This window comes from Spirosoma agri, from assembly GCF_010747415.1.
Taxonomy (GTDB): Bacteria; Bacteroidota; Bacteroidia; order Cytophagales; family Spirosomataceae; genus Spirosoma; species Spirosoma agri.
In genome coordinates, this window is sequence record NZ_JAAGNZ010000001.1 from 1,628,751 (window position 1) to 1,652,041 (window position 23,291).

The 23,291-nt window shown below is 49.4% G+C and carries 11 protein-coding genes; all 11 read left to right on the forward strand.

What is annotated here, in order from left to right:
- The first annotated feature begins 338 nt into the window (after positions 1 to 338).
- Complete coding sequence (locus tag GK091_RS29525; RefSeq protein WP_246202156.1) at positions 339 to 4,538, forward strand: DUF5689 domain-containing protein; 4,200 nt, start codon at positions 339 to 341, stop codon at positions 4,536 to 4,538.
- Between the two features lie 316 nt (positions 4,539 to 4,854).
- A complete protein-coding gene (locus GK091_RS06735) occupies positions 4,855 to 5,202 on the forward strand; it encodes a WYL domain-containing protein (RefSeq protein ID WP_164035827.1) in 348 nt (115 codons plus the stop codon).
- Between the two features lie 288 nt (positions 5,203 to 5,490).
- On the forward strand, positions 5,491 to 7,812 hold the full coding sequence (locus GK091_RS06740) for a glycosyltransferase family 4 protein (RefSeq protein WP_164035828.1): 2,322 nt from the start codon (positions 5,491 to 5,493) through the stop codon (positions 7,810 to 7,812).
- 94 nt (positions 7,813 to 7,906) lie between these two features.
- Positions 7,907 to 9,397: a glycoside hydrolase family 130 protein gene (locus GK091_RS06745; RefSeq protein ID WP_164035829.1), complete on the forward strand. Its 1,491-nt coding sequence runs from the start codon at positions 7,907 to 7,909 to the stop codon at positions 9,395 to 9,397.
- Positions 9,398 to 9,970: 573 nt separating this feature from the next.
- Positions 9,971 to 13,231 (forward strand): SusC/RagA family TonB-linked outer membrane protein, encoded by a 3,261-nt coding sequence (locus tag GK091_RS06750; RefSeq protein ID WP_164035830.1) that lies wholly within the window; start codon positions 9,971 to 9,973, stop codon positions 13,229 to 13,231.
- Between the two features lie 49 nt (positions 13,232 to 13,280).
- On the forward strand, positions 13,281 to 14,765 hold the full coding sequence (locus tag GK091_RS06755; RefSeq protein WP_164035831.1) for a SusD/RagB family nutrient-binding outer membrane lipoprotein: 1,485 nt from the start codon (positions 13,281 to 13,283) through the stop codon (positions 14,763 to 14,765).
- A gap of 361 nt (positions 14,766 to 15,126) precedes the next feature.
- The gene (locus tag GK091_RS06760; protein WP_164035832.1) at positions 15,127 to 18,357 is read left to right on the forward strand and encodes a SusC/RagA family TonB-linked outer membrane protein; all 3,231 of its coding nucleotides are present in this window, start codon (positions 15,127 to 15,129) and stop codon (positions 18,355 to 18,357) included.
- A gap of 23 nt (positions 18,358 to 18,380) precedes the next feature.
- Positions 18,381 to 19,937 carry a SusD/RagB family nutrient-binding outer membrane lipoprotein gene (locus GK091_RS06765; protein WP_164035833.1) on the forward strand — a complete coding sequence of 519 codons (1,557 nt, stop codon included), beginning with the start codon at positions 18,381 to 18,383 and terminating at the stop codon, positions 19,935 to 19,937.
- Positions 19,938 to 20,499: 562 nt separating this feature from the next.
- A complete protein-coding gene (locus GK091_RS06770; protein ID WP_164035834.1) occupies positions 20,500 to 21,009 on the forward strand; it encodes a hypothetical protein in 510 nt (169 codons plus the stop codon).
- An 84-nt stretch (positions 21,010 to 21,093) separates the two neighbouring features.
- Positions 21,094 to 21,552: a hypothetical protein gene (locus GK091_RS06775; RefSeq protein ID WP_164035835.1), complete on the forward strand. Its 459-nt coding sequence runs from the start codon at positions 21,094 to 21,096 to the stop codon at positions 21,550 to 21,552.
- A gap of 79 nt (positions 21,553 to 21,631) precedes the next feature.
- Positions 21,632 to 23,260 (forward strand): ArnT family glycosyltransferase, encoded by a 1,629-nt coding sequence (locus GK091_RS06780; RefSeq protein WP_317166278.1) that lies wholly within the window; start codon positions 21,632 to 21,634, stop codon positions 23,258 to 23,260.
- The last annotated feature ends 31 nt before the right edge of the window (positions 23,261 to 23,291 follow it).

The following is a 23,291-nucleotide window of genomic DNA, read 5'->3' on the forward strand; positions in this document are numbered from 1 at the left end:
TCCGCACAAATTACGAGCTACGTTCCGGATAGCACTCTGCTGATGAATAACTCCCCTTTGTTGATTGGTGTAACTAAAGTAGGCTACTCGTCTGTGTAGAAGCATCTCCTTTGAACAAACGGATAACTTGTATTTTTCCGTATTCCGGATCTTGACTACACAAGTGAATGATGACCTGGTATAGGCTGTAGATACGGGTGCTGATTTGCGGTTAACCAGAAATTCCTCTCTTATCAATTAACTGATAAATAAAAAAAGACGTGTCATACTAGTCGTGGAATGATGTTTGTCTGCTAAGTTGGTAGATTTGCTTAAAAGAGACCTAATCTGCTGATAGTATGCGTACTATATACCGTCTACACAACATTGACCTGTTTTTTTTGCTGTTCTGCTGCCTTTCGTTCATCATACCGACCGCAGCGCAGGTTCCTATCACAGCGTCTGGTGTACCCATCACACAGAATTTTGACGCACTCCTCACCAACAGTGTGATCCCGTTCAGTCAGAATAGTACGATTCCCGGTATTTATGCCGAACGCACCGGAAATGGTACCACAATTGTTGCCAGCGATGGGTCATCCGGTACGGGTGGGTTGTATAGTTTTGGATCAGCCCTGGCGACCGATCGTGCTTTAGGATCGATTGGTTCTGCCGAGGCTACCGCCGGCAGTTTCGTTCACGGAATACGTTTGCAGAATGGGACCGGATCGACCATTACCGCGTTGCAAGTGACCTACACCGGTGAGCAGTGGCGTAATAGCCAGGCGGCTGCGCAGACAATCAGTTTTTCCTATCGGGTATCGACAACGCCCGTGACAAGCCTAAGCGCAGCGGCTGTTCTGCCGGTTGGTTACACGGCAGTTTCGGCATTGGACTTTACCGGACCCATCTCAGGTTCTACCGTAGCAGCGGGAGCGCTCAACGGCAATGCCGCCAGTAATCGTACAACAGAAACGGCTCTCATCAGTGGTCTGTCCGTTCCACCGGGGGCGGAAGTAATGTTACGCTGGTATGATGCTGACCAGACCGGGAATGATCACGGTTTAGCGATCGATGACGTATCGGTAATCGCAACAACGTCCCGAACGGCTGCCAATCCAACCTTATCAATCGCCCCGGCTACCATTAGCGGATTGACAACAAATGTCGGAATGACGTCGGCATCGGGTTCGTATACTATAACCGGACGAAATCTGACCGGCCCCGTTACGCTGTCGGTGACTGCGGGCATTGAAATCAGCAATGATCCGAGCGGCAGTATTTATACCCCGGCCTTGTCAATCACACCTACGGCTGGTACGATCGATGCCGTTGTTCGGGTTCGGCTGACAGGGGCAGCCGCCGGTCCGGTCAGCGCTACCGTGACCAACGCAACCAGCACAACGGCGGGCGCGCTTTCGGGGCGGGTAGTTGTGACGGGTACGGTTGGCAACGCAGCCGCTGTCGCAACTACGATTGCCCAAGCCAGAAGCCAGCCCAATGGTACATCAACGGCAATGCTTCCGGGCCGGAAAATCGGGGGACGGGTTACGGTGAGCAGCCAGTTTGGCGGTAATCTGTTTTATATTCAGGATGCTACGGGTGGTATCTCCGCTTTTAACAGCACAACAGCTGTTGGGAGCCTGGTTCAGCTGGGCGACTCGATACTGGTTTCGGGTATCATCAATACCTATCAGGGAGCGCGGGAAATCGACATTTCGAGCTACACGATCGTTGCGGGTGCTGCCGTAATTCCAGCGCCTAGAGTAGTAACGATTAACCAGCTTTCAGCTTATGAAGGTCAGCTGGTGCAAGTCCAGAATACAACCATTGGCGGAGTCGGGGCAACGCTGGCCAGCACGACCTATCCACTTTCCTCTACATCCGGAACGGGTACGCTGTCTATCCGGGTCGCATCGGCATTGAACGGAGCCGCGCGGCCCACGGGTGCGGTAAACATCATTGGTGTCTCGGATCATGTAACCAGCACCACCGCCAATACTACCGCGCTTTTCCCCCGGGTGCTAACCGACATATCGGGGGCAAACTTGGCCGATCAGCTCTGTGGAGGAACCGGTGGGGCGGGGCTGACCGCCGATCAGACGTTTGATATCAGTACCTGGAATCTCGACTTTTTCGGGGCCGCTGCCGGGTCTATACTCTGTCCAACTGCCCCCACTAATCGGCCTTACGTCGATCAGGGACCGGCGGATAATGACAAACAGGCGCGTAATGTCAGTGTCATTCTGCAAAAACTCAATGCCGACGTTATCGTCAATGAAGAGGTCAGCGATGAGGCCCGGTATGCCCGTGTTGTCCAATCGTTGCCCGGAAGTTACAGTTATGTTTGTTCGGATAAGTTCTCGAATTATTTCCAGAACGACTGCGATCTGCCCGTCGGTAGCAACGGAACCGTTTCGGGTCCTGCCAAATTCGCTCAGAAAGTATGCGTCATCTATAATACGGCTACGGTTACGCCCATTTTGGCCGAGAGTCAGCCACTGTTAACAAGTTTATATAGCTATCCAAGCAGTACAGGCTGGTCTTCCGGTCGACTGCCGTACCTGTTCGTCGCGAATGTGACGATAAACGGGCAAACCCGTAAAATGCATCTGGTTGGCATTCACGCACGGACAGGAACCGCAGCGGCTGACTACGATCGCCGGAAACAGGATTTTGCCGACCTGAAAGCGGAACTGGATCGCAGTTACCCGACTGCCAATCTGATCATGCTGGGCGATTATAATGATCAGGTTACTACATCGACGACAGTGGGGCAGCCATCGTCGTTCACGGCCTTTGATCAGGACGCGGCCAGATACCAGATCATCACCAAGCCGCTGGAAGTGACGGGCTGCGTGACCGCTAATTCGTCGGCGCGCTTCGTCGATCACATCACGATCTCCAATGAACTGGTTCCGGCTTACGTGGGAAATTCATCCGTCGTGTTGCGGCCGGCAACGGGTATCGAAGGCCCTTACGCCAGTACGACCTCAGACCACAATCCCGTATCGGCCCGGTTCAACCTGGCTGCGTTACAGGCGTCTCTAACCGTTACGTTCTCGGCCGCCCCTGCGCGCGTTACGGCGGGTACAACCAGTTTATCGGCCGTAGTTTCGGGGGGGACAACTCCCTTCAGCTATACGTTCACTGGACCGGGTCGCATCACGCCAAGTGGCAGTACAGCCAACGTTGCCAGTTTGACGGCCACTGGTGTGCAGTCGTTCACGGTGCGGGTTTCCGATGCCAGGAACCAGACGGCCACCGCCATCACATCGGTGACGGTAACCAGCGGCACGAGTACCGTAGGAAATTGCGATAACCTGTTTGTGGGAACAAATGCGGGGGCGGCCAATACGACGGGCTGTAATAACGTAGCGCTCGGTCCGCAGGCCCTAGCTGCGAATCGGACGGGACGTAATAATGTGGCCGTGGGTGAGTCGGCCGGTTTTTCGAGCACGGGTATCGAAAACACCTTTGTTGGGTATAAGAGCGGTCTCGCTACGACCGTTGGTAACTTCAATACCTACTTTGGTTCGCAGGCCGGTATGAGCAATACGACTGGCGACTATAACCTGTTTATGGGGGCCTCAACGGGCTACGCGAACACGTCAGGTATTTATAACACGTTCGTAGGGAACGGCGCTGGTTATTCGAATCAGATAGGCAGTAACAATACCCTGCTTGGCCTGAACAGCGGGTTTAAAACGACGGGTTCTGACAATGTTATGGTAGGCGGAACGACCGGTTTTGAGAACACGGGCGGTAGCCAGAACACCTTTGTTGGCAGTGGGGCCGGCGTGAGTGCGTCCAATCAAAATCTGGTTAATGCAACAGCCTTGGGATTCCGGGCACTGGTGTCGACCAGTAACAGCGTTGTGCTCGGTAATGCCGCCAATGTAGGGATTGGTACCTCGGCACCAACGGCTAAACTCGAACTCGTCAGTGGCAGCGTGGGAACATCGGGCCTGAAATTAACGAACCTGACCAGTCTATCACCCGCCACGCTGAGAGCCAGTAAGTTTCTTTCCGTTGATGATGCCGGGAATGTTGTGCTGGCTTCGACTGCCAGTGGCGCGCGTGAAGGGGATACCGATACGACCGAAGCCCTGTGGCAACGCAGCGGTCAGTTTCTTCGAAGTAGCGATGGCAACGCCGTTGTGATCGGGAACCGCATCAGTAAAACCCCATCGGGTTATAAGCTTTTCGTCGAGGAGGGCATTCTGACTGAAAAGGTGAAGGTAGCGCTCAAAAATGCCTCGGACTGGTCGGATTACGTATTCGCACCGGGCTATCGCCTGAAACCACTGGCTGAGGTCGCTGCCTACATTCGGGCCAATAAGCACCTACCCGGTATTCCTTCCGCTGACCAAGTCGTTCAGGAAGGGCTTGATCTGGGTAAGATGAATGCGAAGTTGTTGGAGAAGGTTGAAGAACTCACCCTCTATACCATTCAACTGGAACAGACGAACCAAAAACAGCAACAGGAACTGGAATTGCTGAAACAGAAGCAGGCTCAGGTAGAGCAACTTCTTCAGGAGCTTATCAAGCGTAAATGACGCTGTTCACACAAATGAAGTTAAATAGTCGATTTTGGAATTTCGGTGACCTTGTGCTATCTGTTCGTATCGTGCCAGATTGCATGAGAGCCAAATTTACTAGAAACGACGCGACTCATTTGTTACCGTAAATTGGCATTGCTTTCTTGATGAAATTTATTGGTTATTGATTAAGTTTAAATGGTTTACTAGAGGGCGAGAACGCAAAAAAAGTTCTGAGTAAGAAGGGGTTTGGCATACTATATGGTATAAGTAGATAAGATACGCAAAACTATCTCATCACCCAACCTATATAAACGACCAAACGCCCCAAACTATGACTCCCCAATCGCAAAATCAGTTTTTAACGCTTATTGGTACCGCCATAACAGATCATCGGGTTATTCAGATTAAGCACAAAAATATTTGGCGAACTGTAGAGCCGTATATGGCTGGATTAAGTCGCGAGACGCAAACACCAGGTCTGTATGGATTTTGCCGGGATGTAATTCCTGCTCGCTATCAAAATGTTGACAACCGCTGGCAGGTTTTTCCGTTCGATGATATCGAAGCAATTGAATTAACGTATTACGAGTTTCGTCCTCATCTCGAATACACGGGTAACTTCGATCGTATGCAGCCCGTCTATATAAAGTTGACACCCGCTTTAGTTGGCAGTCGATAGTCAATAAAGGAAGAAACCCGCTTTACACATATAGTTTAAAAATTGCGTTCGGCGTTTACTGCTAAGGTAGATGTCGAACGTTTTTTTATAGTCTCCAGCTGAGCCGTTTTATGGTAAAAGCTATGTTATATTGTATAATATTCGTTTACGACGCTCAATTACCAGTTCAAATGATAAAAAGGTTTCGTTGGGCCAAACAAAAACGCTCTTATGTCTATTCTACTATAGAACTGTGCTCGATTGACCTCTCGGTCAGGTAAATGAGCCAGCAGAAATTCCCCAATGGCTATGACAACACATATGAATGATTCGACGGTATGGGCGCATAATCCAAAAAATGTAGCGTTTATTGGCGATTATCTACCTCGCCAGTGCGGTATTGCTACGTTCACGTCTGATTTATATAAGTCGTACAACTCGTTCATTCCCGATTCCAGGGCAATGGTCGTTTCGGTTAACGATACGCCCGATGGATATGATTACCCTAGTGAAGTTCGCTACGATTTTTACCAGCATGATCAGGAAGCCTATCGCAAGGCGGCTGAATTTCTGAATGCAAAAGATACGGAAGTTGTTTGTTTACAGCACGAATACGGCATTTTTGGCGGCCCCGCCGGTAGCTACATTCTGACGTTGCTGCGGAATCTTACCATGCCTGTTGTTACAACCTTTCATACGATTCTTAAAAACCCGAATGAGGAACAGTTACTGGTACTGAAAAGCATTGCCGATCTCTCGTCGCGCGTAATCTGCATGTCGGAGAAAGGGCGTGATTTTCTGATCAATATTTACGAAATACCCGCCGAGAAAATCGATTTGATCCCACACGGTATTCCTGATATGCCCTTTGTCGATCCTCATTTCTACAAGGATCGGTTTGGAATGGAAGGCAAACAGACCCTGCTGACGTTTGGACTACTATCGCCAAATAAAGGCATCGAAAACGTAATTCGCGCTTTGCCACGTATTGTAAAGCAGTTTCCGAACGTGGTCTACATGGTGTTGGGCGCAACGCATCCACACCTGATCCGGCATGAAGGGGAAACGTATCGGGATAGCCTAAAGACATTGGCCGCCGACTGTGGCGTACGCGATAACGTGCGTTTCTACAATCAGTTCGTTGAACTCGATGATCTGCTCGAATACCTTGGCGCAGCCGATATATACATTACACCTTATCTGAATCCGGCCCAGATCACATCGGGTACGCTTTCGTACGCATTCGGATGCGGAAAAGCCGTGGTATCAACACCATACTGGCACGCTGAAGAACTCCTGGCCGACGGTCGTGGCGTTCTGGTTCCGTTCGGCGATTCCGAAGCCATTGCCGATCAGATCATAAAATTGCTTACTGATGAGCCCACACGTCACGCCATGCGCAAGAAAGCGTACATCATGGGTCGTGACATGATCTGGGAACACGCGATTAAAGAATACGCCGGATCCTTCGCCAAAGCCCGTCGGGAGCGGATGAGCACGATCAACAGCCAGACCCCCTACGACATGGGTGGCAACGGTAGTGCTGCGTTTAAACTGCCAACACTTCGCCTTGATCACCTGTTCCGACTTACTGATTCAACCGGTATCGCACAACACGCCCGCTTCCATCTCCCTTTTTATGAGGAAGGTTATTGCACGGACGATAACGCGCGGGCGCTCATTCTGGCGGTCACACTCCAGGAAACGGGTCTGGGCGAGCGTAAATTGAGTCAGGCTGCCGATAATTATTGCGCTTTCCTGAATCATGCGTATACGGATGATCACAAGCGGTTCCGCAATTTTATGAGCTATGATCGTCGCTGGCTCGAGGATTTTGGTTCCGATGACAGTACCGGTCGGACCATATGGGCATTAGGCGTTTGTATTGGCCGAGCAACGGACCGCAACACCGTTACCTGGGCCATGGGCCTGATGGAAAAAGTGCTGCCTACGATAGCCGATATGCCATCGCCACGGGCATGGGCCTTTGCATTGCTCGGCATATATGAATACCAGAAACGATTCAACGACGACCGGTTAGCCAAAACGATTCAGCGTCAGTTGCTCGACAAACTGATGTTCCGCTACACCGAAACGGCAACGCCCGAATGGCCCTGGTTCGAAAATACGCTATCCTACGACAATGCCGTGCTCGCGCATGTGCTGGTTCGTTCGGGTGAGCAGCGACTCGTGGAAATAGGACTTCGGTCGCTGCGTTGGCTGGTTACGCTACAAACAGCGGAACGGGGCCATTTCCAGCCTATCGGATCGAATGGATTTTATACGAAAGGTCAGGCACGCGCTTACTTCGATCAGCAGCCATTGGAAGTTCAGAGCACCGTATCGGCTTGTCTGGCCGCCTTTGAGATAACCGGTGATGAATACTGGCATCGTTCGTCAATCCGGATTTTTAAATGGTTCGGCGGCCTCAACGATCTGGGACTTCCAATCTACGATCAGCAGACAGGCGGTTGCCGTGATGGTCTGCATATTGATCGCGTCAACCAGAATCAGGGAGCCGAATCGACGCTGTCGTACCTGTTAGCACTAACCGAATTATACAATACGCAGAAGCAGCGTACGGACAAGAAAACCGTCAACGTTACTATTCCTTCGCTGGTAAACGGATAATGATTGAGTAAACGAATCGTTGATCAATTGGGTTTAAGCAAAACCGCTTACATTCGATTGATCAACGATTCGTTTAGTTAGTAAATTAACGTACATGAGTATCAAAGCAACCCGAACAGGTATTGTACTACGACCTGATCCTACCCGCGTTTTATTCCGGCCTTTCGAGCTGGGGAGTACCCGCACGCTGAAAAGTATTGCAAGGGTTGGTAGCATGACCGACGAGGAAGCCGAACGAAAACTGGATGAAGTAATCCGCGAATTTGGCGGACGTCACTATAAACTCGAACGCTTCCTGCTCCAGCGTTTCGAGCAGATTAAGCCCCAGTTGTTAACCGATGAGCCGCTGACGCTTGAACGCAAGCTGTTGCTGGGTGCTTACTTCACGATGGAATATTCGCTGGAATCGGCGGCTCTGTTTAACCCGTCGATGATCTGGCACCCCGACCAAACGAATGTGCCGCCGGGCTACAAACGCTTTATTTTGAGTCTCCGGGCAACGGGGGAGGGGCACGTTTCGTCGATCTCGTTCCGCATGGGCTACATCGACGAGGAAGGCAAAATTGTCTTGCGTAAACCGTCGCGTTATGTTACGTCTCCTGAAATCGTGTCGAATCACCGGTTTAATCGGTCCCAGTTTGAGCGTAAACTATACGAGCTTCGATTGGAGAACAGCATTCAGGAAAAAATGATGGCCGGACTCGGTGATGAATTTAGCCTTACCGAACTGGAAGCGCAGATCAAACGCGTATCGGCACAGTTTCGCTACAATGCGGAATACGAGACCATTGCCAGTGGCTTGCTGGCACTTGCCAAGTCGAACTACGAAATTCATTTTGAGGATGACCAGAGTTTAGACGAGCGCTGTATCTTCCCGACGTCGCCCAATGAAACGAACGGTATCGAAGATGCTCGCTTCGTGCAGTTCACTGATGATAACGGCGAAATAACTTACTATGCTACCTACACGGCCTACAACGGTAGAGTGACGTTTCCACAGCTGCTCGAAACAAAAGATTTCACCCATTTCAGTATCAGCACACTGAACGGTGCTGAAGTATCGAACAAAGGGATGGCGCTGTTCCCTCGTAAGATCGGTGGACGCTACGCCATGATTTCGAGGCAGGACGGCGAGAATATCTACCTGATGTACTCCGATGATCTCTACTTCTGGCAGACGAAAGAGTTGATTCTGAAGCCAACCTACCATTGGGAGTACGTGCAACTCGGCAACTGCGGTTCGCCTATCGAGACCGAAGCGGGCTGGCTGGTACTGAGTCATGGCGTTGGGCCGATGCGAAAATATGCGATAGGTGCATTTTTGCTTGACCTCAACGATCCGAGCAAAGTGATTGGCCGTACGACCGAGCCGATTCTGAGCCCTGATGAAAACGAACGGGAAGGGTATGTGCCAAACGTCGTCTACAGTTGCGGAGGGCTATTGAACGGACGGGAATTAATCATTCCCTACGCTATGTCTGACTATGCGAGTAGTTTCGCAACTGTCAACGTGGACGAGCTATTAGCCGAGTTGGTTAGCCAGAGCAAAACCGAAACTGTCGATTCGGAGGAGGTTGTTTCCTAGCCTTGCCCTAAATACATCGTTTATATTTCAGTAAATAGTACCCAGCAATACGCTGCACAAGGGATGACTATGTTCGTTCACCCTTGTGCAGCGTATTTTGCTGTAAGATTGAGCATAGTATTACTCTATTGTTTCTCTGTTTTTGAAGAGCTGCTAGTAGCTATATCAGGCTGAAATAGTGACAGTTATGGTATAATTTTGTTGAGTATAAATACTTACTATGGTTAAGTAGATACATTGTTTTAAGTAAATGTAACTAATCTAATTTTTTGCTAAGATTTAGGGCTTATTAATCAATTTTTAATGTATAAAAAAAACAATATAATTACTTATTTTGTTGCTGTTTTCTTTTCGTTCTAGTAAAATATATATCATAAAAAAAGAAGAGATCTTACTCATTGATTATCAAATTATTACTTAGTGGAGCGCGTTAATGTATGCTCGTTAGCAATAAGTAGGCAACTTTATACTGTCAGATATAAATAAAACGAAATTTTGTTGTGAATAAAATTTTGTACAATTTTGATATAAGTTTCAGTGTAAACTTACTATTAACCTAGCTTATTTAACTTCATGAGAAAACTTCTAGTTGCACAGTTTCTGCTGTGTTTCCTCAGTTTACCATTGCTGGCTCAGGACATAGCGATCAGTGGTAAGGTTACGTCGACAGAGGATGGCTCACCGCTTCCCGGCGTCAATATTGCCGTTAAAGGTACCTCCCGAGGTACGAGCACAAACGCTACTGGTGATTACCAGTTGAATGCACCAGCCGGCACTACGCTGGTTTTTAGCTTTATAGGCTTCATCACACAAGAGGTTAAGGTCGGAAATCAAACGACCGTTAATGTAAGCATGGTTTCCGATGCGGCACAGCTTCAGGAAGTTGTCGTAACTGCTCTGGGTATCAAACGGGATGCAAAATCAATATCCTTCGCGTCACAGCAGATCAACGCAGATCAACTGACTGTTACCCGTCAGCCGGATGCCGGTAACGCACTGGCCGGTAAAATTGCCGGTTTGCAGGTGCTTAGCCAGGCGGGTTCAAAACTTGGTTCGGGCGCTGTGGTACGTATTCGCGGAGCCGCTTCGCTGGTCGATAAGAACCCACTCTACGTAATCGACGGAACGCCGTTGACGAGTGATAGCGACACACCGGGTTCGCTGGACATTAACTCGGACGATATCGAGAACGTTTCGGTATTGAAAGGACCAAACGCGACGGCTCTTTACGGCCAGCGTGGCGATGCGGGTGTTATTGTCATTACTACCAAAAAAGGGCTCAACCGTAAAGGGATCGGGGTTGATATCAACAGTACGACCACGTTCGAGCAGGTAAACATCATTCCAAAATACCAGAACGAGTACGGTGGCGGTGGCGAGTCGGATTGGCGGACGTTCACCTGGGCGTCCGGTAACCCAACAGAGTGGCAGGCACTCAATGGCAAACGGTATCACGATTATTCGGATGATGCATCGTGGGGTCCACGAATCGACGGTGGCGAATACATCCCTTGGTATGCCTGGTATCCGAACAATCCGTATTCATTCAAAACGGCAAACTATACCGCGCAACCCAATAACGTTCGTCAGTATTACAACACAGGCCGTACGTACAACAACAGCATCAGCCTGAAAGGGGGCGGTGCGGGTTACACACTTCGTATGTCGTATACGAATCTTGACCAGACTGGTGTTTTACCGAACACTGCGCTGAAACGCAATTACATCACAGCGGCCAGCACGTTTGATCTGGGTCAGCATTTGACGGCAGGCGTTAACCTGAACTTCACCACGGAGCGGTTGAACGGTAACTTTGGTGATGGGTATGGTAACTACTCGGGAGCGGGTTCGTTCAACCAATGGTTCCACCGCGATCTGGACATGGGTATCATCAAAGAACTTCAGGATTTTCGGACGCCTATCGGTGCATTCGCCAGCTGGAACCATACCAACCCAACGTCTACGACCAACTTCAATTCGGCTACGTTCAACAAAGGAAATTACTGGTATAACTGGTATTCGTATCAGAACTCGATCAGTAATATCAGCAACCGTGACCGGCTTTTTGGTGACGTGAATCTGACCTATAAACTGAATGATCACTTCCGGGTTCAGGGATGGTTGCGTCGGAACCAGCGTAACTCGAACTACGAGAACAAGCTGCCAACGATCATCGAGCTTAGTGGTGCCCAGACGGGTCAGAAAGCGTCTTACTCAACCGGACAAATCACCGAGCGGGAAGATAACTATGAATTCCTGACTACGTATGAAAACCATTTTGGTGACTTTGACCTGAATGCCAACGTAGGGGGTAATATCCGCGATAACCTTTATACACGCGTTGACCTGGCAACAAATGGTGGCTTATTCGTACCTGATCTGTTCACGATTGGTAACTCATTGCAGGCGTTTACGCAGACCAACAACCGCTACCGCAAAACGGTCCGCAGTGTATACGGACGGGCTTCGCTGGGCTGGCGTAGTCTGGTTTATCTGGAAGTGACGGGTCGTAATGACTGGAGTTCGGCGTTGCCGTCAAACAACAATTCTTACTTCTATCCGTCGGTAGGGGGTAGCTTTGTATTCTCTGAACTGACGCGTGAGGCTCTGCCCTTCCTGTCATTCGGTAAATTGCGGGCTAGCTGGGCGCAGGTCGGTTCTGACCTGAACCCGTATCAGTTAGGACTCACCTATGCCGTCGATCAGGCGAAATACAACGGTACGAACAGTTTGATGACGACGCCGAACCTGTTGCCCAATGCAGGTATTATTCCGTCGCTCTCGTCGGCCTACGAAGCGGGTATCGATCTGCGTTTCCTGAAAAATCGCGTTGGCCTGGCCCTGACCTATTATCACGAGAACAAGATCAACGAAATTCTGAACGTCGACGTAACCACCGCCAGCGGGTTTACCCAAAAAGTGATCAACGCGGGGCGGATCGAGCGCGATGGGGTTGAGATTCAGTTAGATGGCAAACCTGTTGTCGGTAAGAATTTTAACTGGGACATGACACTGAATTTCGCCGTAAATACCTCGCGGATTATCAGCCTTGCACCTGGCGTAAACTCGATTCAGGCAACATCGGCCGTACCATTCGGCCAGACAGCTCAGTCGTATGGTACCAATGATGCGTTTGGGTATGCCTATATTATTCACTCGACAGGCGTTGATAACGGTGGTAACAACCGGTGGGGTCAGCTTCGTGGTAATGGTATCGTGTATCAGAACGGTCAGCCCGTGCTGAATGCTGACGGAACCTATCAGTTTGCTGCCAATCAGTACTTTGGATCGGTACTGCCAACGTTCACGGGTGGTTTTGTGAATACACTCCGGTATAAAGATCTGTCGCTTGCCTTCAGCATCGATTATCAGAAAGGGGGCAAATACTTCTCGCTATCGAACTACTGGGGCACCTACTCCGGTCTGTACGCTGAGACAGCAGCTACCAACGACAAGGGCAAAAACGTTCGTGATGACGTTGCCGACGGCGGTGGTGTACACGTGAAAGGCGTAAGCGCAACGGGTGAAGCGATTGATACCTACGTTGGGGCTTATGATTATTACCACCAGTTTGGTAATAACTCGATCATCGACCACTCGGTGTTCGATGCTTCGTACGTGAAACTGCGTGAAGTGAGTGTGGGCTATCGCCTGCCGATCAAAGCGAACAAGTTCGTTCAGTCGATCAATCTCTCGGTAGTGGCCCGTAATCCCTGGCTAATCTACGCCACGAATCGCAACATCGACCCATCTGAACTGTCGCAACGGTTTGGTGAGAACGGTCAGCAGCCTGGTACGCGCTCACTTGGGTTCAACATTCGGTTAGGTCTCTAAAAACAAGTTGAGCTATCGCTGATGGCTCAACCTATCTATCAGCTTTCAAATGACAACGATAACAACTAAAGTTCTGGCCTTCAGCCTGCTCACGTCACTGGGTGTAATGACCAGTTGCAGTGACTTCGGGAACGAAAACTTGAACCCAAACGCGGCAACAACACCGGTTACGTCGGCCTTGTTGACGGAAGCGATCACGGGTGTGCCGCCAACGACCGCAACGGGCGCTTTGCTGGATGGCGTTGCCGGTCGCCTGACCAGTCTGGCCCCTGAGCCCCGGCTGTTTGCGCAATACTGGTCGCAGACGCAGTATCCGGAAAACTCACTTTACTCGACAACGTTTTCCGACTGGAGCCGTTATTATGCCGTTACGTTGCAGGATCTGCAAACGATTATCAACTACAATACAGATGCGGCCACAAAGGGGTACGTCGCACAATTCGGCTCGAACAACAACCAATTGGCTATTGCTCGTATCCTGAAAGCCTACATGTTCTGGGTAACAACGGATCGTTGGGGCGATATTCCTTACTTCAATGCGTTGAAGCAGGATACGCAGGTAACGTATGACGCACAGCAGTCCATCTACGCGGATTTGTTCAAGGAGTTGAAAGCAGCGTCTGCTCAGTTTGATGGTGGCACCACCGTCAGTGGCGACATTATTTACAGCGGTAGCGCAACCAAGTGGAAGAAGTTTGCCAACTCGATGCGGATGCTGATGGCCCTGCGTCTCTCGAAGGTAGACCCCACCACAGGTAAAACTGAATTCGCAGCTGCTTACACCGATGCGGCTGGTTATATCAGCACGAACGCCGACAATGGACTGGTACAATTCACGGAAGCGAACCAGTTCCGTAACCCCGATAACGCCTTGTTCGACGGACGGGATGATTACGGCGTCAGCGACGTACTGGTCAATAAACTGAAAGATCTGAGCGATCCCCGGCTGCCGGTTTATGCAGCACCAACCACGGCGGGTACTTATTCTGGCTTGCCTTATGGGCTGAACCGTAACCTGTTGATTCAGTATACGGGAGCCAATGAGTTTTCGCGGCCGGGCACCAAGATTATTGCCAAAACACAACCGGGCTACATTATTACGGCTTCTCAGATGCTGTTGGCAAAATCGGAAGCCGCCGTTCGGGGCTGGATTACCGACGATGCGACAACGGCTTACAATGCCGCTATCCGGGCTTCCTGGGAGCAGTATGGTGTTTATGATGCCGCTAAGTTTACGGCTTATACCACCAGCACCAAAGTGGCGCCAACGACTGCTGATTTTCTGGCGAAAATTGGTGATCAGCGCTGGATTTCGCTCTACCCAAATGGAAACGAAGCCTGGATCGAATGGCGTCGTACGGGCTACCCTGATCTGAAGCCAACACAATATGCGGTGAATGAAAGCAAACAGATTCCGCGCCGGTATGGCTATCCAAACACGGAGCCTACCCTGAATACAGCAGCTTATACGGCTGCCGTTGCCAAGCTGACAAATGGTGACAAAACAAGCTCGCGCGTTTGGTGGGATAAGTAATCGTCACAATAGTAAGTAATCTAAAAACGGAGGCTCAGCGAGCCTCCGTTTTTTTGTATATAACCTTGATTGGGGATTGAGTATTTTTCCGCCGGCACCACTGATTAGTACAAATGCCAACTTTTTCAACTATTCGTTCCTCTATTATAGAATATTGGTATCTATCCCTATTGCCTATTATTCTTCTGACTATACGGCTAAAGGGCATATTTACATCGTTTGAGTAAAATCATACTGGTTTAAGTATAAATGTGGTGACTTTCCGAATCGAATTTAACATTTTTTAATATCTTTGAAGGTTGCGTTCTTGGTAGAGATACTAGACTAGCAAACGATCACTTCTTAACTTAAACGATGTTCTATGCGTAAATTTTTACTAGCGCAGCTTCTGCTGTGTTTATTCGCTATTCCATTGCTGGCCCAGGATCGGGCAATTTCCGGCAAGGTTACTGCACAGGAAGACGGTACGCCCCTACCAGGCGTTAACATTACCATAAAAGGTACCAGTCGTGGCACAACAACGAACGCTGACGGAGCCTATCAGGTCAATGCGTCGAAGGGTGATGTTTTACTGGTTAGCTTTATCGGCTTCACGACAGAGACCGTTAAGGTCGAAAATCAAACGACAATCAACCTTGCTCTGAAAGCTGATGCGTCGAACCTTCAGGAGATCGTTGTCACAGCGCAGGGTATCCGCAAGAGTCAGCGGGAAATTGGTTATGCTATCTCTAAAGTAGCAACAGAAGACGTAACGGTTGGTCGTTCGCCACAGTTGGCCCAGGCTCTGTCGGGGAAAGTAACGGGCTTGGCGGTTTATAACGTTAACAACAGCGTTGACCCTGCCGTGAAAATCGTTTTACGTGGGTATCGTTCCTTAACCGGTAACAACGAAGCCCTGGTTGTACTGGACGGGATGCAGACGACCTCGACCATTTTATCGACAATCAACCCCAACGATATCGAGAGCGTATCCATTCTGAAAGGTGGTCAGGCGGCCACGTTGTATGGGTCGGCGGGTATCAACGGAGCCCTTATCATTACAACGAAAAGAGGATCAAAAGGCAAGCTGAAAGTAAATTATTCAAACAGTACGAACTTCGAACAGATTAGCTTTCTGCCCAAGATTCAGGATAAGTACGGTTCGGGTTCGCACTATGCAACGGCGTTCGGTACAACAGGCTACAAGACGGATTATCTGGCTCGTATGGCCGACAACTGGCGTTCGTACGAAAACCAGCAGTATGGCGACATGTTTGACGGCTCGATGCGGATTCAGGGACGGACTGCCGAAGATGGTAGCCAGCTTATTATCCCATACTCAGCCATAAAAGATGCTCGTCGGAAAGCCTTCAATACGGGTGTTTCGGTGAATAACCAAATCAATTTCCAGGGTGGCGACGAAACCAGTTCGTTCTACATGTCGATTGAAAATCAGTCGGTGAATGGCATTGTTCCGAATGATAAAAGCGTCCGGACCGGTACGCGTCTGTCGGCTACCAAGGAATATGGTAAATTGACGGCCAGCTTCAATGCAGGGTACGTGCAGGGTGTTTATAACCGGACATCGGCTGATTTTTACAGTGGCGTATTGAACCAGCCTGCCAACTTACCACTAGGCGATCTACGCGATTGGCAGAACAATCCACTCGCAAACCCAAACGGATTTTATAATGACTACATCCAGAATCCGTATTTCGATGCCGATAACAACCGCCTGAACTACAAGGATGCCAACATCAATGGTAACCTGAGCCTGACCTTCAAAGCGACGGACTGGCTATCGCTGACCAACCGGGTGGGTATTATGAACAATTCCCGGACGGGCAAAAATACGACCGGTAAATTCACGTACTCAGACTGGGCCAAAACGAAATCATTTATTCCATCTCCTTTCTTCCGGGATGGTGATGGCACGGGTATTTACCGCGCGCTTAGCGATATTCCAGGTTCTGTAGAAGATTACTCGGGTACGGAAAATGTAATTAACAACGAATTTCAGATTCAGTTAGCGAAAGATTTCGGTCCGGTATCGAACCGACTGATCTTGGGTAACAGCCTGTACCAGCGCACGACGAACAACATGCTGATTGGTTCAAGTGCTATTGTCGTACCTGACGTATACAATGTATCGAACCGTCAGGGTATCCTGAGAGGTGGGCAGATTTTTACGCAGGAGCGCCGGCTGGGTTATTATGCTGACTATACTGCGAATTACAAGAACTTCCTGATCCTGAACGGGTCGTTCCGCTTCGATCAGACGTCTAAGTTCTACAAGCCTGATCGTCCGGCCAACTATTGGTCATATCCGTACTATGGAGCGGCCGTTTCGTTCATCGCCACCGATGCTTTCCCCGCTATCAAAAGCGAGTTCCTGAACTACTTCAAACTGCGGGCGAATTACAACAAAAACGCCAACGACAACATTCCGTTGTATGGATTGGACCTAATCTATCCAAATGGCACGAGCTTTCCTTATGGTAGCACTGTTGGTCTAACCGTTGGCAATACCTTGCCCGATCCTAACCTGAAACCTGAGCAGGTCTACTCGTCTGAAATCGGTGCTGAGTTTCAATTGCTGAACAATCGCATCAACGTCGATGTGTCGGCGTATACGCAGAATTCCAAAGGGCAGGTAATTACAGTTCGGGTGCCAAACTCGACGGGTTTCCAGAACCTGCTGATCAACGTAGGCGAGACGAAGAACTGGGGTTACGAAGCTGAGCTGAAATACCTGATCGCGCGGGGTAGTAAATTCTCCTGGGATGCCAGCGTCCGTTATTCATACAACGACAACAAGGTCGTTGATCTCTATCCAGGAATCAATGAATTCCAGATCGGTGGTTACTCCTACGCCAATACGAACGTAATCAAAGGAGAACGCTTCCCAATCCTGAAAACGGATGGTTACCAATATGCGCCGGATAACTCAGGACGTGTTTTGGTTAATGCAACGACAGGGTATCCAATACGCAACACGTCGTTAGTCTCTCGGGGTGGCGTATTACCCCGGCATATTGCCGGATTGGGTTCGAAGGTAGAGTACGGAAATTTCGGCTTCACGTTTAACTTCGAGTATCGCGGTGGCAACGTCATGTTCAGTGATCTGGGTCGTCAGATGACCTTCACCGGTACGGGTAAATGGACCGAAGATCGTGCTCCGCATATCTACCCGAATTCCGCTATTCTGAACGCCGACGGCAGCGTATCGGCGAACACTACTCTCGTCCGAGAAGCAGAGTATTCACTATGGGTAGACAACTACCGGTTGATCTCGGAGAACTTCGTTGCGCCAGCCTGGTTCATCAAACTCAGGGACATCAACCTGTCATATCGGGTGCCCCAAAGCCTGCTTACCAAGACGAAGATTTTCTCCGGAGCCAGCATTGCCATATATGGACGGAATTTGCTGACCATCGTGGATAAGCTGAACTACTATACCGATCCAGAATTTAGCTACCAGGGTAATCCAACGCCAGGTAACCAGGCTACTCAAACGCCTACGACGAACTCATCGGTTGGTATCGGGATCAACTCAACGGGCCAAACGCCACCCGTGCGCCAGTACGGTGTCAACATCAACCTTACGTTTTAGTAACCTGCAACACAGAACTTGATATGAAATTTAAGCTAGTAATTGTCGCAGCTTTAGTGACCTTGGGTGGTAGCAGTTGCGAAACCAAACAGTTTCTGAACATCAACACCAACCCGAACCAGTTGCCCACTGCATTGCCCAACTATGTGTTGACCAATGCATTGAACATTACGGCAACGAACCTGGCTGGTAACACGATCGGAAACCCCGGTCAGAATGCCAATGAACTTGGTTTTTACTGGGCGGGTCAGTGGACGCAGGGGAACGGATACATCATCAATACATCCCAGTTTGCCTACCAGTTTACCAATGGTGATTTTAATTATTGGGACACGTTTTACGATAACCTGGAAGACTACCAGTTCGTGATCAACAATGCCGATGCCAACAATCAGAAGTTCCTGAAAGGCCCGGCTAAAGTGATGAAGGCGATGCTGTTTCAGCAACTGGTCGATATGTATGGCAATATTCCTTACACGGATGCCTTGAAAGGGGCTGCTACGCTGGCGCCTAAATTCGATGATCAGAAAACCGTTTATGAGTCGCTGATTACTTCGCTGGACGAAGCGATCGTCGACCTGAAAGCGAACGCATTTGCGGGTGGTTTTGGCACATCTGATATTGTCTTTGGGGGTAACACAACGAAGTGGATTCAATTCGCCAACTCGTTGAAGATGCGAATCCTGATTCGTCAGTCGAGAGTCTCGGGTCGCGAATCGTACATCAAGACCGAGATCAACAAGATCGTAACTGAAGGATCGGGCTTTATTACGGGATCGGACGTTGGTATCGGTGGGCCATCGTTCTTCCAACCAGCAGCCGGGCAGTTAAATCCCGTCTATGATCGGTGGGGCTACAACGAAACGGGTGCTAAACGGGCGTTGAACAATTACCCCCGTCCAACGCAATTCCTGATCAATAGCCTCAAAGCGGCTGGTGATACCTTACGCCTGAAACGGATTGCGTACGCTACTGGTGGCGAGAGTAGCAGCACGCCGGGTGTGAGTACCAAAGCGGAAATTGCAGCGAACTATTCGGGTACGCCTTTTGGGGCCAGTTCGGGGTACTTACCTGCCAACACTAGTTCAATAGGGCCAAGTCTGATCGTTAAAGGTGATTACAATCGCGCCTACATTATCATGACTGGATCAGAAGTTCAATTCCTACTGGCCGAAGCTAAACAACGGTATTCGGATGTCACTTTACCGAATACGGCTAAAGCCTATTTCGAAGAAGGCATTGTCCAGTCGTTCCGCGTGTTGGGCGCTAACACCGCCGGCGCTGCAGCGTTTAAAGGCAGTAAAATTCAGAACTATGACTGGGATGCATCAACAGACAAACTGGCTGCTATTGCTATTCAGAAATGGGTGGCATTGACCAACTTCAGTGGTTTGGAAGCGTGGGCTGAATACAGACGGACGAATCTTCCAGTTACGCCACAAAGTGGTCAGGTTCCTGATGCAAGACGCCCGCTACGGCTGTTTTATCCGAATACGGAAGCTGGTTCAAACGTAGCCAATGTGTCTGCGCAGGGTACGATCGATGTATTTGCTACTAAACTGTTCTGGGATGTAGACTAAACAATTCTCAGTAGAGTATAAAAGGAGGTCCTCATAACGAGGGCCTCCTTTTTTTGTGAGCAATTGGCTGCGTAATGGGTCGGGGAGCGGAGTGAAAACAAAAAAACGAGCCGACAAGGTCAACCCGTTTTTCGCATTACGCTTTATCCAACTATTAAAATAATTCTTGATCGAAAGGCACTACCCTGCTCATTGTGGGTTATGTCGTGTACACATCGGGTAATTGCGAATACAAAGGAACCTATCGTTTTGGTCAGACACACCTACCGATAAATAAATAAATCTGTTATTAATCCGATTTGTCGGTTAATAGGCTCCAAAACATAATTATTTTAATTTTATATAAGACTAAAGACATGATATTTTGTATTGATACTTTTGTATTTATTATTCGGTGAATTAGGTATTTAGGGGCTTTTATTATACCAATGATTAAAAAGTTATAACTTGTTAAGTATAACTATGAACTAATTAGTATAAAACACAATCGATAGAAGCCGTATGTGACTTAAACTTTTTGCGGGAACAGCAGTTAGATTAGGTAATAAAAGCACTCGACGATATGGAAAATAAATCAGAGGACGTAGAACGGGATGACGCGCAGATCAATGGTCGTACAAATGGACCGTTCGGCACAGACGATACGGATGTTGATCGCCCCGCAGAGGATAATAAACATCGGTATGACCAGGAAAACTCGGCCAACGGCTTAGATAGCCTACAGGTTCGGGGCGGACAGGATGGCCGGAACAACCGGGGCATTGGTAGCACCGATATGGATGGTAAGAACGGTATCCTTCGTATGGGTGATCAGGACAACAGCACGATGGAAGTCACGGAAGCAGGTGAAGAGAGCGCCGTTGGTGACCAGACGAAAACGTCAACGGTCGACGTAACGACCCAGGGTCCCGACGACTATGCATCGGCTGATCAGGTGGGCGTTCCCAGCGCACAGGAGGAAGCAAAGAAGCAGGACGATCTTGAGGAAGAAGAGGTAGCGGACTCTGAGCCAGAATCTGAAGAAGACATCGCTCAGACAGGTACCGACCTAAACAACAAGCCGACTTATTGAAAAAAGTCAATCGTGCTTGCCATGTGTAGATAAACTTGCCTTTATTTAATCAGTCTATAAACTCAACACTAAACCGACAACGTTATGAGCGTAAGTAGCAACAGCCGCAAAGAGAGCACCGAATCGCATGCTGCTCAACAAATGCACAGTACAATGGGTATTGCTCCCGAACTGGCGCAACTGAACGATAAAAATCTTGATAACGAACTTCCTTCGCGGGTGGCGTCCAACAACGATACGGACGTACCCGGTGATGTGGAAGAAGCCCAGGCACTAGCATCGACCGAAGGCGATCAGCCAACCGATGCAGACCTGGAAGAAGCCAAACGCGCATCTTGGGGACAACCACCCGTAGCCGCCGGTGCTGATGACGCATCAACCGATAAAAACAATCCAATGACAGCCTATCTGCAGCCAACGAACGAAGCTGGACTGTCTGATTCGGATACAGTAGCTAACGCTGACCGGACCCGGAGTATGTCTGAAGGGGCCATACCCGCGACCCGTACTGACGAACCCGACCGCACGCTGGGTAACTCGTAGGAATAAAATTTTAAGAAAAAGAGAGGGCGAACCAGTGGTTCGCCTTTTTTTGTGGTAGAAACGTAAAGTCAATGTATCCGTGGATTCTACTACAGTAACGCATTCTTCGTGGCTTCGCTCCCTTATTGGCTGGCCTGCATTGACAGTGGGGCTTCTACTGATCGCGCTGATTTCGCATCTGGGCTACCTGCCACTCGATACAAGTTCCGATGAACCGCGCCGGGCTTTGGTCGCGCTCGAAATGATCCTCTCCGGCGATTATATTACCCCCACACTAAACGGTGAATTGTACTTCAATAAACCCCCGCTGTATAACTGGCTGATCATCGGATTCTATAAGCTAGCTGGCAATTACTCGTCGTTTGCCCTGCGATTACCAATGGTCATTTCACTGCTGTTGTTTGGCCTGACCATATACGGTTTTGTGCGTCGATACATGCCCGTTCGAAAGAGCCCGCCCGCTATGGTTTCGTTTGTCGTCGCGATGATGGTGTTGACCAACGGGCGGGTCTTGATTTACGATTCACTCTGGAGTTCGATTGACATTCCCTTTGGCTGGCTGACGTATTCGGCCATGATGCTCGTTTATCATTTTGATCAGCGTCGTAATTACTGGGCCTTGTTCCTGTGTACGTATGCCCTGACGGCACTCGGTTTTCTGACGAAAGGGTTACCGTCAGTCGTCTTTCAAGCCCTGACTTTAGTAAGCTGGTTTAGTTATACCCGGCAGTTTCGACGCTTGTTTCACCCGGCTCACGTTGTTGGTGTCAGCTTATTTCTGCTCATTATCGGCAGTTACTACATTGCTTATTTCAGCCGAAATCACATTCCACTGGCTAACGTCGCGAGCGTACTTTTTGATGAAAGTGCAAAACGAACCGTTTCTACATTCGGCATTTGGGAGACGCTGCTGCATCTGCTGACGTTTCCGTTCGAGATGATCTATCATTTTGTGCCGTACCTGCTCTTACTTGTCCTGCTGTTCAGTCGAACTAGTATCAAAACGATCAAGCGCGAACCCTTTATCGCGTTCAATGCGCTTGTATTTAGCGTCAATGTGCTCGTATACTGGACATCACCGCAGGTGTATGCCCGGTATTTGATTGGCTTATTACCGCTTCTGTTTACCGTGTTGGCTTATTTTTATTATGAGCACAGTGTGCCCGATACGCCGGCGCGGAAATGGATCGAGTGGCTATGGCTTGGCCTGACAGCCATCGTCACGATTGGTGTCTGGGTTGCTGTTTTTCACCCTAAAACCCGGATCGTAGACGGCATCGTCTGGAAAACTGCCCTGGTTTTTTTCCTTCTGTCGGTTTGTGCTTGGTGGCTGTGGCAGGATACGCAAAACAGACTCGGGCGAATGTTGCTGGTGATGGTCGTCATACGAATTGGTATGAATTGGATAACCCTACCTGGGCGACTGGCATCCCGGCAGTTTTACAAAGATGAATCAGAGCGCATTGCCCGCGAAACAAGGAGAAGACCTTTGTATGGCTACCGGGAAACGATTGGCAGCACCGGGGCAACCGACGTGAATTCTTTTCATATTGCCGCCTTCAGAGGCCAGATTCTACGCAAAACTGACACCAGAATACCCAACGCATACTACATCGCCGACTCGACAAGTCTTGTAGGAAACCAATACCAGCCAATCGATACCGTACGTCTGTTCGACCGCCATCCAGCCCGGCTGGTGAAGTTTTAGGGTGACTCCTTATCCCGGCCCCTCTCCGACG